A 15,756-nucleotide genomic window follows, 5' to 3' on the forward strand; every position below is an offset into this window, starting at 1 on the left:
GCGATCAACGGGTGGTCATGACATGTCGAGACCACCGGAATGCCGACGGCATCAGTGAGTGACGGCGTCTGCCGTGTCCGGGCCAAAAGGGCTTCGCCTTACCTTTGTCCCCCACGGGGGGTCACGGACGCGGCAGTGGCCGACAGATACCCGCGAGGGGCTCGGGCAGGCGTCCCGCAGAGCCGAGCGAAACAGCCTCGGCCGGCCTGCCCCCGTGGAAAGTCCCGCCATTCGGAGAGTCCTCGAGCGATCGGGTCCGCACCAGCGGACTCAGATCGTCTCCGTCACCTTGTACACGACCAGCACTACCCCGTCTTCGGCATAATGAAAATTTGGCGATCTTGCGCTCAATTTGTTGATTGCGGCCTTGAAAATTCGAAGCTCATCCGAGTCAAGAACGGCACTCGCCGCCCTCACCAGATCCTCCGAACCTCTTTCACTCTCCATCGGATGCGGCTTACCAGACAGCAAGATTACCGGCTCGCCGGTGCTGCCGCGGACTACCGCGGTCATTGACGTTCCCTGCACGAAGAGCACCTGCAACCCCTCTCGTCAGAGCAAGAGTCTAAAACTGCTGTCGAGCATCGCATGAGGATATCTGTAACCCCCTGTGCTTTTCGACCCATTCCTCGAGAGCCTGGAGGAGAACACCTGGACGACCGGGCAACGCGGCCCGGTCGACCGCCACACGGTTTCCTCCCGAGCTGCTCCCCCCATCACACCGTCAGCTCTACCGCCCCAGCGGCGAGCATCGCAAGACAGGGATGCCCATCCGTCAGCGACAGGTCTCGTACCAGGAGGCGCGGTCGGTCCGCTCGTCGACTTCCGCTGTCGCAGTGGAAGTCGAACTGAGAGCCACGGGACCGCAGCTCGGGGAGAATGAGATCGGCCGAGCGGCTGATCTGCTTCCGCACCGCTGCGGAGAGCACCGTTTACCAGCATGATTTCGAGATCCTTTCCGTGGATTACGACATGCTGGCCGATCGGCTTAGGGAAGCTACTCAATCTCCGGTGGCTCCGCATGGCGCCACCAGGCGCACGCCCAGGGCAACATCAGTTGCATCATTTCGGTGAGTCCTGCATCGCATGCGCGTGGTTCGTTCCGCCGGCACCGACAGGCTCTGCATCCAACTTTCCGAAACGATCGCTTCGCCCTGCGGCACCGGCACTTCGGCCGAGCGGACCGAGGCCCCGGTGTGGGCCGAGCTCCACCGCCTGGCCCTGGACGAACTCGGATCCCGAGGTGGCCACGAAGATGACCGCGGACAACATCTCGCGGTCACCTCGCCGGCACCATCCGCTCGACAAGCGGAGGCGTTTGCGAGCACACGGGCGGCCCCAGGACGCCGCGACCAGCAGGCCGTGCCCTTTACGGCGAGTCCGACGTTGACCCGGCATGATGACAGGGCTGTGGAATCGCTTCGTTCTGTGCCTGGCAAGCCGTGCCGTGACGACCTCCCGGGCGAAGCACACAGCCCGCCCGAGGCCCCTGACCCGGCGTCGCACTCCAACGACCCGCCCCCTCCTGAGCGGCACCACGCGACTGGCGAGGCTCCGGGCGACACCCGACCCACCATCAGGTTGAACGTGCTGTCGGCCGATTCCCCCTGTTGATGACGTCGGGCAACGCCTGCGACCGAACCGCTCGCCATCCGTCCGGGAACCGAAGGGCCTGGCAGGCGGGTGTGACAATACAAACGGCGACGCGCGTGGGGGAACAAGCCGCGGTCGTCATCGTCGGTGAGGGTACATGCGGTCGCCTCGTGAGAGCAGATCCCGCTCCAGACAAGAGCTACCGGATGGTAAGGCCGTTAGACTCATTGACAAGAGACCCTCTCTCCATCTACAGGAAGTGCCAGCGGTGCCCAACGCCTTGCAGGAAATGATCAGGCACAAGTTGGATCAGAACGGCTGGTCCTACAGTGATGTAGCTCGCCGCGGCGGCGTATCCCGCTCGACGGTCCACCACTTGGCGACGTCGGAACGGCTGGCGCAGATGCCTCAGAAGACCACTCTGGAGGGTTTGGCCAAAGGACTGGGCATACCAGTGGCAACCGTGAAGCGGGCTGCGGCCGAGGCCGCGGGAGTCAACCTGTACTTCGAGGACGCACCGGAGATCGCGGATCCAGAGGTGGAAATCCTCATCGCGAGTGTGCAGAAACTGAACCCGAAGGACCGTCGGCACGTGGCCGTCCTCGTCGAGTCCTTGCTGCGGGCCGAGGGCGCCGACTAGGAGGAACGAGTTCAGGCGCCCCCTGCAAACACACTGCAGGTCACCTGGAGGAGGGGATCTTCACTGTTCTCTTGCCGGTTATCCAGGCGATGACAGCCTGCACGGTGATGTAGTCAAGTTCAGCGACTTTGAACACAGCCTGAACATCGACGACATCGAGTGGCACACATGCCACATCCAGAGCACCGTACAACAGAACGCGATGCGCCTGCGTTGCCGATGCGTTTTCCCCTGTGTTCGCCCCGGAACTGGATGCGTCAGCAATCGACAGGGGAGGTTTCATGTCCATTCGTCCACCATCGCTACAGGTCGGGATGAGGTATCAGGTCGTCCGCTTTTCGTTGAAATCCTTGAAGATTGCCAGAAGTCTCGCCCTGAGGGTATGTGGTTCCGCGCAGACCTGCCGGGATCGCAGTTCGTGGCGGATCTCTTCCCAGAAGGTCTCGACCACACTGTGGTCGTACCAGTCCCCCCTCGCCCCGGAAGCCGGAGCACAGCCCAGGAGGCCGGCGCGTTCGGTGAAGGTGCACGCGAGAATCCTGGCGCTCGCGGCGTTGGCGGAAGAACCCATGTCGGCGCCGCCGGTGATGGCGGCATCGAGGGCACGACAGGTAAGTGCGCGGTCGGCCGTCGCCGCGGTGCTCCAGCTCACCAGTCGGCGTACCGCCGCGTCCAGGACGACTGCTGCATAGAGGTGTCCCCTGGCCGCCTCGCAGACCTGCACATCCACGACCCAGCGATGACTGGGCACGTCGACGGCGTGCCGACGGGTCTGATGGTGCGGCCGACCCGCTTTGCCTCGGATTCCGGCCCGATCCATGAGGACTTCCACGGTTCCATGACTGACGTTGATGCCGTAACGGTGGCCGAGTTCCTCCTGAATACGGCGGTATCCGAATTCGGAACCGGAATCACGATGAATTTCAAGGATCGCCTGGGACAGCCATCCATGTCTTAGCGATCGCCTCGATGGGGGACGGCTTCGCCAGGCGTAGTAGCCGGATGCGGATACGCCAAGAACGGTGACGAGCATGCTCGTCGTAAAACCCTGGGAAGCGACCCTGGAAATCACCTCGTAACGCCTTTTGGGGGCATCACCTCTTTCATGGCGTCAATGATTTTCCGGTACGCGAGAACTTCTTCCTCGAGCTCTCTGATCCGGGTGCCGGCCCACACCAGGTCCGGCTCAGCGGTGGGGGAGTTCCGCCAGCGACGCACGGTCTGCTCCGAGATGCCGAGTTGCCGTGCGACTTCTCCTGCCGACTCCCCCTCGGAAATCATCTCGAGAGCGCGACAACGCAGTTTTTCGGCGCACGAATTGCCCACTGGTTCTCACTTCCCGGGGTTGGTTTTTCCACTGTTCTTGGGGCCGCGACGGCAGTGCACGGCCCCAAGAGTCTCGGGGGGAACTAACGGACGTGGCGGTGCATGGTCACCGTCGGCTCGAAGTCGGCGAGCGGGCTGTCTTCCGTTCCGCGGGGGGCGCGCTGCGCCTCACGGTCGAGGATGGTCTTCACCTGCGCGGCCAGTTCGTCGGCACGACGCTTGATCTGGGAGATGGTCAGGCCCGATCCCCTCAGCAGTCCGACCTGACGGTCGATTCTGCTGAGTTCAGCACGTGCCCCCTGGCCCAGACTGAATGCCCGCGGGGTGGCCACCACGAACTGATAGGCGCCGGCGAAGGTCTGACACGAGGGGCAGTGACCGTTCGCGGCCCGGCTGAGGTTGCTCGCGTTGATCAGCCGGGCATTGCGACCGGAGGTCGTGACGATCTGGAAGGACAGCGCGACCGAGCGGCACGGGGCGTCGAGGGAGCAGCCCACGGACTCCGCTGTCGCGCGATTGTTGGCCGTCACGGCGACAGACGGACCGTATTCGTGGATCTCGAAACTCTCGTCGAACTGGTTCACGTGCATCCTGTCAGCGCGGCTGTGTGCCATGTCCACCGCGACAGCGGCACCGTGGGAGAAGCCGGGGCCGGTGGTGGCCGAGGCCACCGTGGCTGTCATGGCGAGGCCGGCGGTGGCGACCACGCCGAGACCGATCGTCCTTTTGGTGACGAAGCTGGTACGCGGTTTGCGGTGCTGCATGTTTCTCTCCTGTGGATAGAGGGTGGCCGGCGTCAGGAGGAACTGGGACTCGGCGACGCCGTCCCGGAGGGTGAGGGAGACACGGCCCCGGGCCCTGATGCCGTCGGGGAGGGAAGGACGGAGGCCATCTCGCTCTCGGAGGAAGTGGCTGTCGGGTGCGCGGGCGGGCGGGTGGACTGGGCAACGCCGGAGGCGGACGCCCCGGTGGATGTCGGTGGGGCGGCGTGTGTGCTCGCCGGACGGGTGGGTGACGGGGCGGTGCCGGAGCGCGGTGTGGACCTGGCGGTGTCACGACCGCCGGGGAAGTCCGTGCCGTGGCGCTCGCCTGTGCCGGGCCGGCCGGGTGAGGAGGGGGTGGGGCTGCCGGTGGGCTTGGAGTCCGTGGACGTGCCCTGTGTGGACTGGACCCACGGCACTGCGGGCTGCAGCGCGGGCGTCACGGGAGCTGCTGCGGGAAGCGGTTTGGGGGTCATCCCCTGCCACCACGCGCCGGCGAGGACCACGCCGCCGACGCAGGACGCGAGGGCCAGCACGAGGCGCCTCGTCGGCTTCCCCTCGGTGGCTCTCACGATCGCGCGGAACAGCCGGACCGCCACCCGGCAGGTGAGATAGGCGCCGCCGGCCATCGGGCACATGAGCATCAAGGTGCCGATGACTCCGACCGCTCCGGCGGCCAGATGGCCATCGCTGAAGGCCAGGTACGTTCCAACACACTGGTTGTTGAGACTTCGCACCGCGGTCGCCAGCAGCCGCGGAAGGTTCCACAGGACGTACGCCACCTCGGCCACCAGCAGCGGAATCATCGTCAGCACCCAGACGGTGACGACGGTCCGGGCAGAGCGCCTGAGGCCCAGGCCGGCGGGATTCCGGCCGGGCAGCATGCTCCGGAGGATCGGCTTGACCTTGCCGAACAGGTCGGGGACGCCCGCCAGGTCGCCCAGGATGTAGTAGCCGTCGAGCCGCACCACCGGCATCAACTGCTCCAGGACCTCGAAGTGCACGAGGTAGATCGACGCGAGGAAGAACGCCTCGCCGGTGAGGAGATAGCCGGCCATCAGAAACAGCATGAAGAGGGCGTTGAAGTAGACGCCTCCCAGACCGGTACGCAGCCTCCCGGATTTCGGGATCCGGTAGACATCGGTGACGTCCGTGTACATGGACGGCCAGATGAGATAAAGGCCGTACCCGATCCTGCCGGGGGCCGCACCGCTGTAGTGGCAGGCCGAGGCGTGCCCGAACTCGTGGAAGAGGAGCGAGGCAACGGTGAGGGCGAACACGATGAGCATCCACAGCGGTTGCTCGAGTACCTGCAGCACTGGGGTGATGGCGCCGTGGATCGCGAAGAGCCAGATGTCCATGGCCGCCATGCCGGCGAGCGCCAGAGCCACCACCACCGGCCTGTGCAGCCAGGCGAAGGCGGCAGCGATACGGGCGACCTGCTCCTCGCGGAAGATGACCCGGTGCCCACGCAGGGACAACAGGAGATCCGACGTGGGTGGGGCGCTTTCCTCCGATTCCTCCGAGGACTCCCCTAATGGCATCGTGACACCCAGCGGAGCGAGCCTCTTGTCCAGGAGGTACACGACGTTCTGCTCGGTGACCTCGGCCCCGTATCGGCCACTGACCCGGTGGGAAATGGCTTCGGCATCACGGATGCCGTCGACGGAACACACGATGAGATACAGCAGGCGCGACAGCAGGAGCACCTGTCCGTCCCCCCGGCGGACGATGTACTTCCGCTCGGTGAATCCGGATCCCTGGTATTCCCCCAGGGTCTCAAGGCCGTGACCGAGCCGTGGCACGGACGCGGCGCCGAGCGAGGTGAAGAGGTCCGCCGCCATGACCTGCGTCGGGGCTGCGAGCGACTCCGGTGACCGGATCGGGAGCGTCTGGGCACAAGGTGGTTCGTCGTGCGGAGGTGCTTCGTGATCGTTCCAGGCTCGGAACGAGCCGTTGTCTCCGGGCAGCGTCATTCTCTTCTCCACAGCGTGTGACGCTTCAGTGAGGTGCGCGGCTCCTCTCCGCCACAGGGAGGAAGTACAGCGGCGAAGAAGAGCCGCGCTCCGAAACCACTGAGCAGCGTCCCCCTGGTCGGTGGCGCCTGTCGCGGTGCTGCGGGGGCGGACGTCGCGATCCTGCCCCCGCAGCACTCACGCGTTACTGCCGGACGCTGACCGACTGGGTCGCCGCGGACTGCGCGACGGCCAGCGGGGAGAACTGGTTCGCCGCGGTGGACTCGTTGTGGAGGCCCAGGTTCGCGACCTTGGTCGAGACCGTCGTCAGCTTGGTGAGGTTGAAGGAGAACCTCCCCAGCGCCTCCCGCCCGGGCAGCAGTTCCGCGGTCTCGCCCTCGAGCTGGTCCATGTTCATCAGAAGTGCCTTTCATTTCGTTGTTGGAGCAGCAAGTACGCGCCCCTCCATTCGTGTTCCGCCTCCGTCGGTGCAACCGGACAACAGGGGGCAGCAGTTCGCCGGCCCGGTTGCACCGAGGAGGTCCGGACGGCGGAACCGTCTCCTCAGCCCGGACGGGGATGGGTCCGGCTCAGGAGACATGCACGACCCACCACGCGAAGCAGTCCGCGGTCACGTGTCGGTCCCGCCATCCAGAGTCTCCGGACGTTCCGTCCGGAGACTCTGGACATTAGCCGAAAGCGCAGAGAACGCGCAAACCATCGATATCCGACATACGTTCAAAATCCGACCTCAGTTTGATTTCTCGCCATTGATCTCAACCTGCCCCCTGACACCGGCGCCTACCCGGAGTGGCCGCCGACGGGGACGGCGAGGCTCCAGGCGCCCCCTCGCCCGAAGGGCGGAACCCCTGTCGGTGCATGCGTGCACGCGATCCCGGCAAGATTCCCTGGCCGAGGACCAGCCCGGTGGCGCGGTCAGCCAGGGCGGTGGGCCGCCGTCCGATGCGGCCGAGCGTCCGGATCGCGACCTCGGCCGACCTCACCGATGGCTCTGTCGGGGCTACTCCCCGGCTTACTTCGTCGGCTCGTCGGGCTCCTGGCCCGCCGGAGGACGGCGCCGCTCGGCCAGCCACTGGAAGCCTGAGCTCATCTGGGCCTCTGTCAGCCCAGTCTCCGCCAGAAGCTCGGGCGGCTTCATCCCCCCGGGGTGGGCGCTCAGAGCCCGTTCCAGCTTCCCGGCCCACAGCTCCTCACGGATGAACGGACGCTGTATGAATCTCTTCACGAGAGCCCGTCGGCACTCCTGGGAGCAGGTCATCCCCACCCGTTGGCCATCCTCCTCGGGATGGAACGGATCAACCGCCGACGAGTCCGGCAGAACAACCGGATACGGGTAGGCGCCGTGCCGCGGCTCGACACACAGCATCGCCCCACATTCATCGCATCTGGCCGGAAACTTCCCCTTGTCGGATTCGTCGCGTATCTCCGGATGCATGACCGTACGTTACCCGCCACCGGTGATCCCCACACCGTCCGCTTCGGGACTTGCCCAACCGGCATCGCAGCGGGCAGGGAAGAACGGAACCAAACCTCTGGGCATCCGATGGACCGCCAACTCGCCACGTGACCAAAGGCATTGAGGTTGAGGAACGGCCTGAGCGACCGGTCGGCGTCGATGCCCAGAGCCAGTCTGCGCGGCGGAGTTGCATGGCCACAAGTACGCGATCGACGCGGTGCTCGCCGTCATCGCGCGACAACAGAAGGGACAGGTCACCGTCTTCACCTCAGACGTCGACGACCTGGAAAAGCTGCTCCCGGACACCATCGTCACCAAGAAGGTGTGACCCGGCTCCAGCCCTCGCGCGCCCGCTCCGACGCGTCAGAGCCACGGAGCCCATGCAAGCGCCGTCGTCTCCCAAGCCGAGAACGCGAGCGGATCGGACCGCTCCAGTGCTTCACGGCCCAATCAGCGAGACCGCGCCGATCGAGGGCCCCGACGCCCTGCTCAGTGCGGGGCCTTGGGCACCCCCAAAGGTCTGCGGTGCTCACCGTTTCAGCGACCACGGCTGGCCTCAGCCGACTCCCCCACCCCGTGCCCAGGGGCATCCGAGGGCCCCTCATGGGAACGTCATGGGAACGGAAGGCCATGTAAAGACAGGGAACAAGCAGGCTGGGACGGAAGACCGCACGCCGCTGACCGGCAGGAACGGTGAATCCAGGGAAGGCCGTCACAGACAGGGCAGGCAATAAGGCCTCTCGTAAAGCGGGTGTCGCAGGTTCGAATCCTGCCGGGGGCACAGAGAAAGGGCCGGCTCAGGAGGGCTTTCCTCCCAGGCTGGCCCTTCGTCGTGTTCGGGGCGTGCCACACGCGTGCCACTACGGCCGTGTGGAGGCCGGGTTCCTAGCCCGAGGTGGCCTCTCCCCGCCCTCACGGATCATCGCTCCGAGGCGATCGGCGATGGCCCGGTCACGGTCGCTGGTCATGTGCTGGTAGATCAGCGCGGCGCGCGAGCTGCTGTGGCCCATGCGGGTCATCAGCTCACGGGTGCTGGCGCCGGCGGTGGAGGCCAGGGTGTTGCCCGTGTGGCGGAGATCGTGAAAGTGCAGCTCCGCCGTAACGCCCGCGGCATCCCTGGCCGTGATCCAGTCGTCGCGGAAGTTGCTCCGGCGGAGCTGGCCGCCCCGCGGGCCGACGAAGAGGTGCCCGTCGCGGCCGGATGCGGCGAACTGTTCCAGGTGGCGCGTGACGTCGTCGAGCAGCTCGGCGGGGAACGAAATGGCGCGGACACCGGCGGCAGACTTCGGCGCCTTGTCGAAGAGCCGACCGTCCTGCAACTCGGCCTGAGACCGGCGAGTGGTGACGGTCATTGCCTCCAGGTCGATGTCCCGGCGTCGGAGGGCAGCGAGTTCACCGAACCGCAGAGTGGTGAATGCGGCCAGGAGGGCCGAGAGAGACGGTCGGCACACCCGGGGAGGACGCGAGGTGAGGGCTCCCGCCCATCGCAAACCCGCCTCTCCCTGTGATGCCGGCCGGGGTCTACGGCCGAACCCGGTCCGCGAGGGCGAGCACCGTCACCATGTAGCCGCAGACGCCGAACACCATGACAAGCCAGCTCAGGACTGTGTGGAGCGCCAAGGGGGTTCGACGGGTGGCTATGCCCAGGTACACGAGCGCCGCCCTGCTCACGCGGGGCTGCGGATGCGTTGCGGGGTCGCGGGAGCGTTGCAGGGCCCGGCGCAGGGCAGCACGGGCGACTGCACTCTTGAGCCCCAGGCACACCCCGTTGACGTCGCGGACCAGGACCACCCGTTCCGAGACACCGGAACGGGAGAAGTGGATGAGCAGTCGTACGGAGCTGATCACGGACAGATCGACAGTGCGCTCCCCGGTCAGTGTCCGTGCCGTCAGGCGAGGTCCACTGATGTGCGGAGGTGGCCTTTCCTCGCACGCCCCGCCAAGGATGAGAAGCCCGGCCGGTGCGGCGACCAGCGCCAGGACGATCGCAGACTCGGCAGGAAGCCACCCGGCAGCCGCTGGAACGAGCATGACGAAAGGTGACACCAGTGCCGCTCCGGCGACCACGACCCAGCGGCGTGCACGTCGGCGAACGACCGCTGGAGTCGCCACCGCGACAAATGACCCCCGTGCCCTCTTCATTCCCTCCCCCTTGATCGTTCCACTGCCAGCCTGACGGAAGACCTGGGCACAATCACCCAACCTCGCAGGCAAAGAACTCCTCATCGCCGTTGCCAGGATCAGGAAGAGAGAGGAGATGCGCGGCCGGCGCTGGCAGGTCATCTCGTGGCCATCGACGAAGCCCGGCCGTCGGTTAGGTCCTGGACGAATCTCCGAACCGCCCCCAGACAGGCCGGGGATGAAACCATCCCTTCAGGGCTGGAACCCCCGGAAGCCGACCGCGCGCTTGAGACCATAGGCGCAAGCACTGACATTGATGCTGATACTCAGGTTCCGGTGGCCGTGGCTCAGGCGCTGACTGACGTCGTCGAGCAGCGTGGCCGAGGCCGGTGGGGGTACAGCGGGACACACGCGCACCCGATCGGTCGGCGCGCCCGCCATCGTGGCTGACTGTCGTCGGCTGGGGCTCACACGGTGGCTACGCTCCCTGGACACTCCGCCTCAGAAGTTCGTCATCGACAGCACGCAGCCGCTCGCGCCACTCCCGCGCAGCCTTGGGGTTGCGCCCCATGCCACGCGCCACGGCACTCCCGGCCCGCTGAGCGGCGAAGGACCGGCGCTCCCGCAGTTGCTCGACCGAGAGGCCGGCCAGATCGGCGTACCAGTTGTCGTAGAGCTTCCAACGACTCATGACCCCAGGGTGCCGACCACCACGCCCCGCCGCACACCAATTTCGGGCACCCGCGATGGCCTCGTGCCCGACGGCGCCGCGACTCGAACGTTCACCCAGGTCAGCGCACCAACAGACGTATGGACGCCTCCGCACCTCTCCCAGCCGTGTCTCAGCCGTCTCCGTCCAGCAGCCAGCGCAACTCGATCTCAAGCCACTGGCTTTCGTGACGCCACGAGTCCAGGGCCGCCACCATCCGGCGGCTGACGGCGCCGACTGTCAGTGAGCGCCACCGGCAGCCCGTCAGGAACTCGACGAGTACTCCGATCCGCTCGTCGTGGCGGGCAACCGGGGCCGTACCCGCCGTTCCGGGTTCGTCGATCGCGGCGAGCGCGCGACGGCTGACCATTTCAGGGGTGTGTTCTCGCCACGTGTACGGGCTGAGCGCCTCGCTCACCGCACGCACCCGCTCGTCGGCCAAGGAAGCCGGGTACACCATCCGAGCCCTCCGCAGTGTGGAAACCGACCGGAGCCGCATTTCACGAGATAGTACGTCCGCAGTCCCGCCGATCTCTGTGTGCCCGCTCACAGAGCCGAACACGGATCGAGGCGGGCACGGATGGTGCGCATGGCGCGGCGCTGTACGAACCTGATGACCGGACTGCTGACCCACAACAACGGGGTGACCAGTGGGATTGCCTCGACGACCATCTTCCAGGTGAGGCGCGAGCCGGAGGGCGTGGACTCAATGGACCAGTCCTCCGCCGCTTGGCGGAGACCGGGAAGAGAGGCCTCGAAAACGCCGAACGTATACCGATGCTCGTCCTCCCAGCGGAAAAAGCGCTCACGAGCGGTGAACAATCCCAACAACGTGACCTCTCGTACCGTTCCGACACCGAACGGGCGCGGCGAAACCCAGCGCAGGCCGGTGAACACCCACACCCAGTGGACCAGCTCCTCGCCGGTCAGGACCTCCCAGATCCGCTCGGCAGGGGCGGGGGTCTCCACGCAGTACACATAGCGGAATGAGGCGGACTTCAGGAAGTCGTCGCCACTCTCGGTGAGCGGATACCAATGCCGAGCCATGAGTACCACCGTTCTCCCTTTCGCTCCCCGCGTGGAACTTGCGCAACGGTAATTCAATCCACAGGGAAGGGTAATTCAGGGGAGGGTTCATCCGATGGGCAGGGAGATTCGCCGACCGGGCGTGATCGCTCTGAGGAGCGGATTCGGCCGCCTCTGCGGTGGCAGGCGTCGTGGCGAGGATCTAGCATGAACATGGTGCGTTATGCGCAGCAGGTGGGCAGCCGGTCCGCAGCCGGAATCGACCGCAGCCCAAAAGCACGAGTGCCGGAAATTGTGTGCCAGTGTGCCACGGAATTCTCACCCGTTGGCCGAACCTTCCTATGGGCTCATGAGCATCGCAGGCCGGAGCGTGCTGGACGTCACCGGTCAAGGGCTCACCAGACCACGGCGCGGTGCCGATGAGGGCTTGATGTCACTCACCGCGTCCGCCGTCCGCCAAGCCACTCGGCGGACGGCGGAAGGAGGGCAGGCACGATGTCAGTGAACGAGTACAAGCCAGGAAGCGGGTTCCCCGGGGTGATCGGGCGGACCACTGATGTGTCCAGCCCGGCATGGCCCGAGCCACCACGCGCGGTACCGGGATCCCCCAACGTGCTGACGATCGTGCTCGACGACACGGGCTACGGACAACTCGGCTGCTACGGCAGTCCGATGGAGACCCCCAGCCTGGACGGGCTGGCCGCCAACGGGCTGCTCTACAACAACATGCACACCACGGCACTGTGCTCACCTTCGCGTTCCTGCGTCATCACCGGCCGCAACCACCACGCCAACGGCATGGCGGCGGTCACCGAGATGGCCACCGGGTACCCGGGCTACAACGGCAACATCCCGTTTGAGAACGGGTTCCTGTCCGAGATGCTGCTGCAGCACGGATACAACACGTACATGGTCGGCAAGTGGCATCTGATGCCCTCGGAGCAGGAGTCCCCCGCCGGCCCCTATGCCCGCTGGCCGCTCGGCCGTGGTTTCGAACGGTTCTACGGATTCCTCGGTGGTGACACCAACCAGTGGTATCCGGATCTCGTGTACGACAACCACCAGGTCGAACCCCCCGGCTCACCGGAAGACGGCTACCACCTGACCGAGGACCTGGCGGACAAGGCGATGATCTTCATCTCCGACGCCAAGCAGGTCGCCCCCGACAAGCCGTTCTTCCTCCACTTCTGTCCTGGGGCCACCCACGCACCGCACCATGTGCCGCGCGCGTGGGCGGACCGCTATCGGGGCCGGTTCGACGACGGCTGGGACGCCTACCGGGAGGTGACGTTCAGCAGCCAGAAGCGGCTGGGCGTGATACCTCCCGATGCCGTGCTGTCCCGCCACGACCCGGACGTCCCGGACTGGAACTCCCTGCCCCCGGACGCCCGGCGCCTCGCCACCCGGATGATGGAGGTCTACGCCGGATTCCTGTCCCACACCGACCACCAGATCGGGCGGCTGCTGAACTTCCTCACGGAGACCGGCGAACTCGGCAACACCCTGATCATGGTCGTATCCGACAACGGGGCCAGCGCGGAGGGCGGGGTCACCGGGACCGCCAACGAGGCGCAGTTCTTCAACAACGCCCCCGAACCGATCCAGGACAGCCTCGAGGCGATCGACGAACTCGGCGGCCCCACCACGTTCAACCACTACCCCTGGGGCTGGACCTGGGCGGGCAACACCCCGTTCCGGCGCTGGAAGCGGGAGACGTACCGCGGCGGCGCCAGCGACCCGTTCCTCGTCCACTGGCCGCACGGCATCAAGGCGCGAGGAGAGGTGCGCACCCAGTACGCCCACCTCGTGGACATGGTCCCCACCGTCCTCGACGTCCTCGGGATCGAACCACCCGACACCGTCAAGGGCGTCACCCAGTCCCCCCTGCACGGCGTCAGCTTCGCCCACACCTTCGATCATCCGAACGCGCCGACGCGCCACCACACCCAGTACTTCGAGATGCTCGGCCACCGTGCCATCGACCACGACGGCTGGCGTGCCGTATGCCCCTGGCCAGGACCCTCCTTCACCGAGGCGCAACAGCCCTTCGGCACACCCATCAGCTCCGAGACGCTCTCCCGACTGGACGCCGGCTCCTGGGAGCTCTACCACATCGACGAGGACTTCGCGGAAACCCGTGACATCGCCGCGGACCACCGCGACAAGCTCATCGAGATGGTGTCGCTGTGGTACGTCGAGGCAGGCAAGTACAACGTGCTGCCGATCGACGGCAGCGCCCTCGCCCGGATGACCGTGGAACGCCCGCAGATCACCAAGGAGCGGACCAGCTACACCTTCCGGCACGGCACCCAGACACTGCCGGCCTCCGTCGCGCCCCGGGTCCTCAACCGGCCGCACAGCATCACCGCCGACGCGGAGATCCCCACCGACGGCGCCGAAGGCGTACTGATGAGCCAGGGTTCGGGGGCCGGCGGCTGGAGCTTCTACATCAAGGACGGCAAGCTGACGTACGTCCACAACTACGTCTCGCGAGCCTTCTACACCGTATCCACGACCGACCGGGTGCCCACGGGCCGCCACGAGCTGCGCTTCGAGTTCGAACCGACCGACAAGCCCGACCTCGCCACCGGCAAGGGAGCACCGGGACGTGCCCAGCTCTACGTCGACCGCCGCCTCGTGGCAGAGGCCGAATTCCCGGTGACCACCCCCATCATGTTCAACCCCGGCGGCCTGACCTGCGGCGCCAACCCCGGCCAACCGGTCACGTCCGACTACCGGTCACCGTTCCGGTTCACCGGCACACTCCACAGTGTGACCGTCGATCTGTCGGGCGAACTCATCACCGACGCGGACAGCGAGATGCGTATGCACATGGCCCGCCAGTGAACAGGGGTCCTGGGCCGCGTACGAACTCGGCTTCGGTGAAAGCGGAGCCGCTGTGGTCGCTTCGTCGGCCACCGAATCCTGGTTCAGGCCGTCCTGGCCGTGCTCGACGCGGACGAATCGAGCTCCGCCTCCGAACCCATACCCAAGCCGAGAGCGTGAGTGCGTCGGGGCCGCGCCCGAGCTCGGCGGCGTACCACCACGCCCCCCACCGCACACCAGTCTCGAGCAGGTCAACTCGGCACCAGGGCTGTGAGCAGGGCCGTCGCCAAGGGCGACAGGACACTCAGGGCGGTGACGGGGTTGCGGAACAGCGGAGCGTCCACATGGAGTTGGGCTTCCAGGCGCGCCCGGTCCGCGACCTGCGTCTCGTTGAGCAGGCCCGTGGGAGGTGCCGGTACCGCGCGCTCGACGAGGGCGAACGCCCGCGCCCGCCATATGAGAAGCGGGGGGAGCAGCATCGCGGCCAGGACGGCGGCGAAGAAGGCGCCGTAGCCCAGCACGAGGAACGGAGGGAAGTCGGACGGCTCGACGACCCCCGATCTGATGAGCGAGATACGCAGAGCGCCCGTGTTGAACACCGAGGTCGACACGATCAGTGCGAGCGCGAGTCCGCTGTTTTCGAGGACCTTCCAGACGGCGAGGACATCGCGGACGGCGTCCGTGTCGTCCTCGTGGCTCCCGGGGCTCACGGGACTCTCCGGATTCGCGGGGTGCTGCGGGTTGTCGACGCCCTGCGGAGCTCCTGGCCTCCGCAGCCGCTCCTGCGCAAGCCACACGGCCAGCACCCAGGGCGCGCCCGCGCTCGCGCCGACCAACGTGAGCACACCGATCAGCGCCGGAAAGTGATGGACCGGCACCTCGTAGGGGTTGCCGCTGGTGATGCCGCGGAGTGTCACGGTGGCGGCCAGCATGAGCGCGCAGTACGAGGCGAGCGAGGCCGTCCACCAGCCGCGTGCGCAGGGCCACGACCGGGACAGGGCGCGGGTCGTGGTGACGCCCCGGCCGAGCAGAGCGACCCACACCGTGACAGAGAAGGCGGCCATGGCCGCCCACAGCCTGAAGGCACCGCCGACGAACGCGTCGTCGGCCGAGTTGACCCTCCCGAACAGCACCAGGGCATGGAAGACGAGAGACGCGCAGAGCACGAACACCAGGGCGCGCGCCCCAGCGGAATCCCACCAGCGGCGCACGCCGTCGCTGATCGCCACCGTCGCCCTCCCCCCGGAGTGCCGTCACCCATGGACGCCCCGATTGTGCCCACGCGGCTCCGGGCGAAGCGCGAAGAGGCATCCCAGGCCGTG

Annotated in this window: 16 protein-coding genes and 2 pseudogenes; 4 read left to right on the top strand and 14 right to left on the bottom strand. The window is 66.6% G+C overall.

The genetic code is table 11. The features are described from left to right. Positions 1-270: 270 nt before the first annotated feature. Positions 271-513, bottom strand: a complete 243-nt coding sequence (locus ACYQ8Q_RS19855) for a hypothetical protein (protein ID WP_460066637.1) — start codon at positions 511-513, stop codon at positions 271-273. Positions 514-1,882: 1,369 nt separating this feature from the next. Between ACYQ8Q_RS19855 and ACYQ8Q_RS19860 the strand changes: the two are divergent. Both ACYQ8Q_RS19860 and ACYQ8Q_RS19865 read left to right on the top strand, forming a co-directional pair. Then, positions 1,883-2,041: pseudogene (locus tag ACYQ8Q_RS19860) on the top strand (helix-turn-helix domain-containing protein); the annotation flags it as partial. A 6-nt stretch (positions 2,042-2,047) separates the two neighbouring features. Then, positions 2,048-2,233, top strand: a complete 186-nt coding sequence (locus ACYQ8Q_RS19865) for a hypothetical protein (protein ID WP_460073772.1) — start codon at positions 2,048-2,050, stop codon at positions 2,231-2,233. A 40-nt stretch (positions 2,234-2,273) separates the two neighbouring features. Here the strand turns inward: ACYQ8Q_RS19865 and ACYQ8Q_RS19870 are convergent, their stop codons facing one another. From ACYQ8Q_RS19870 to ACYQ8Q_RS19900, 7 genes are all read right to left on the bottom strand, one after another. Further along, complete coding sequence (locus tag ACYQ8Q_RS19870) at positions 2,274-2,516, bottom strand: hypothetical protein (protein WP_460066638.1); 243 nt, start codon at positions 2,514-2,516, stop codon at positions 2,274-2,276. A 39-nt stretch (positions 2,517-2,555) separates the two neighbouring features. Then, positions 2,556-3,266, bottom strand: a complete 711-nt coding sequence (locus tag ACYQ8Q_RS19875; protein WP_460066640.1) for an IS3 family transposase — start codon at positions 3,264-3,266, stop codon at positions 2,556-2,558. A 35-nt stretch (positions 3,267-3,301) separates the two neighbouring features. After that, the gene (locus ACYQ8Q_RS19880) at positions 3,302-3,559 is read right to left on the bottom strand and encodes a helix-turn-helix domain-containing protein (RefSeq protein ID WP_460066642.1); all 258 of its coding nucleotides are present in this window, start codon (positions 3,557-3,559) and stop codon (positions 3,302-3,304) included. A gap of 83 nt (positions 3,560-3,642) precedes the next feature. Next, positions 3,643-4,323 (bottom strand): hypothetical protein, encoded by a 681-nt coding sequence (locus tag ACYQ8Q_RS19885; protein ID WP_460066644.1) that lies wholly within the window; start codon positions 4,321-4,323, stop codon positions 3,643-3,645. A 32-nt stretch (positions 4,324-4,355) separates the two neighbouring features. After that, positions 4,356-6,164: a zinc metalloprotease gene (locus ACYQ8Q_RS19890; RefSeq protein WP_460066645.1), complete on the bottom strand. Its 1,809-nt coding sequence runs from the start codon at positions 6,162-6,164 to the stop codon at positions 4,356-4,358. A gap of 316 nt (positions 6,165-6,480) precedes the next feature. After that, positions 6,481-6,693 carry a hypothetical protein gene (locus ACYQ8Q_RS19895; protein ID WP_460066647.1) on the bottom strand — a complete coding sequence of 71 codons (213 nt, stop codon included), beginning with the start codon at positions 6,691-6,693 and terminating at the stop codon, positions 6,481-6,483. A gap of 615 nt (positions 6,694-7,308) precedes the next feature. Next, positions 7,309-7,731 (bottom strand): hypothetical protein, encoded by a 423-nt coding sequence (locus ACYQ8Q_RS19900; protein WP_460066649.1) that lies wholly within the window; start codon positions 7,729-7,731, stop codon positions 7,309-7,311. 208 nt (positions 7,732-7,939) lie between these two features. On the opposite strand from ACYQ8Q_RS19900, the gene ACYQ8Q_RS19905 reads away from it, so the two are divergent. Next, complete coding sequence (locus ACYQ8Q_RS19905) at positions 7,940-8,080, top strand: hypothetical protein (protein ID WP_460066651.1); 141 nt, start codon at positions 7,940-7,942, stop codon at positions 8,078-8,080. Positions 8,081-8,612: 532 nt separating this feature from the next. Here the strand turns inward: ACYQ8Q_RS19905 and ACYQ8Q_RS19910 are convergent. From ACYQ8Q_RS19910 to ACYQ8Q_RS19930, 5 genes and pseudogenes are all read right to left on the bottom strand, one after another. Then, a pseudogene (locus tag ACYQ8Q_RS19910) lies at positions 8,613-9,197 on the bottom strand (tyrosine-type recombinase/integrase); the annotation flags it as partial. 76 nt (positions 9,198-9,273) lie between these two features. Beyond that, entirely contained in the window at positions 9,274-9,600 is a 327-nt protein-coding gene (locus ACYQ8Q_RS19915; RefSeq protein ID WP_460066653.1) for a hypothetical protein, read from the bottom strand. A 751-nt stretch (positions 9,601-10,351) separates the two neighbouring features. Then, on the bottom strand, positions 10,352-10,564 hold the full coding sequence (locus ACYQ8Q_RS19920; RefSeq protein ID WP_460066655.1) for a hypothetical protein: 213 nt from the start codon (positions 10,562-10,564) through the stop codon (positions 10,352-10,354). A gap of 151 nt (positions 10,565-10,715) precedes the next feature. Then, complete coding sequence (locus ACYQ8Q_RS19925) at positions 10,716-11,024, bottom strand: hypothetical protein (protein ID WP_460066657.1); 309 nt, start codon at positions 11,022-11,024, stop codon at positions 10,716-10,718. A 104-nt stretch (positions 11,025-11,128) separates the two neighbouring features. Next, complete coding sequence (locus ACYQ8Q_RS19930) at positions 11,129-11,629, bottom strand: SRPBCC family protein (protein WP_460066658.1); 501 nt, start codon at positions 11,627-11,629, stop codon at positions 11,129-11,131. Between the two features lie 591 nt (positions 11,630-12,220). Between ACYQ8Q_RS19930 and ACYQ8Q_RS19935 the strand changes: the two genes are divergently transcribed. Next, complete coding sequence (locus ACYQ8Q_RS19935; RefSeq protein WP_460066659.1) at positions 12,221-14,455, top strand: arylsulfatase; 2,235 nt, start codon at positions 12,221-12,223, stop codon at positions 14,453-14,455. Between the two features lie 230 nt (positions 14,456-14,685). Here the strand turns inward: ACYQ8Q_RS19935 and ACYQ8Q_RS19940 are convergent, their stop codons facing one another. Beyond that, a complete protein-coding gene (locus tag ACYQ8Q_RS19940; protein ID WP_460066661.1) occupies positions 14,686-15,663 on the bottom strand; it encodes a hypothetical protein in 978 nt (325 codons plus the stop codon). Positions 15,664-15,756: the final 93 nt, after the last annotated feature.

The sequence above is a fragment of the Streptomyces sp. YKOK-I1 genome (assembly GCF_054660435.1).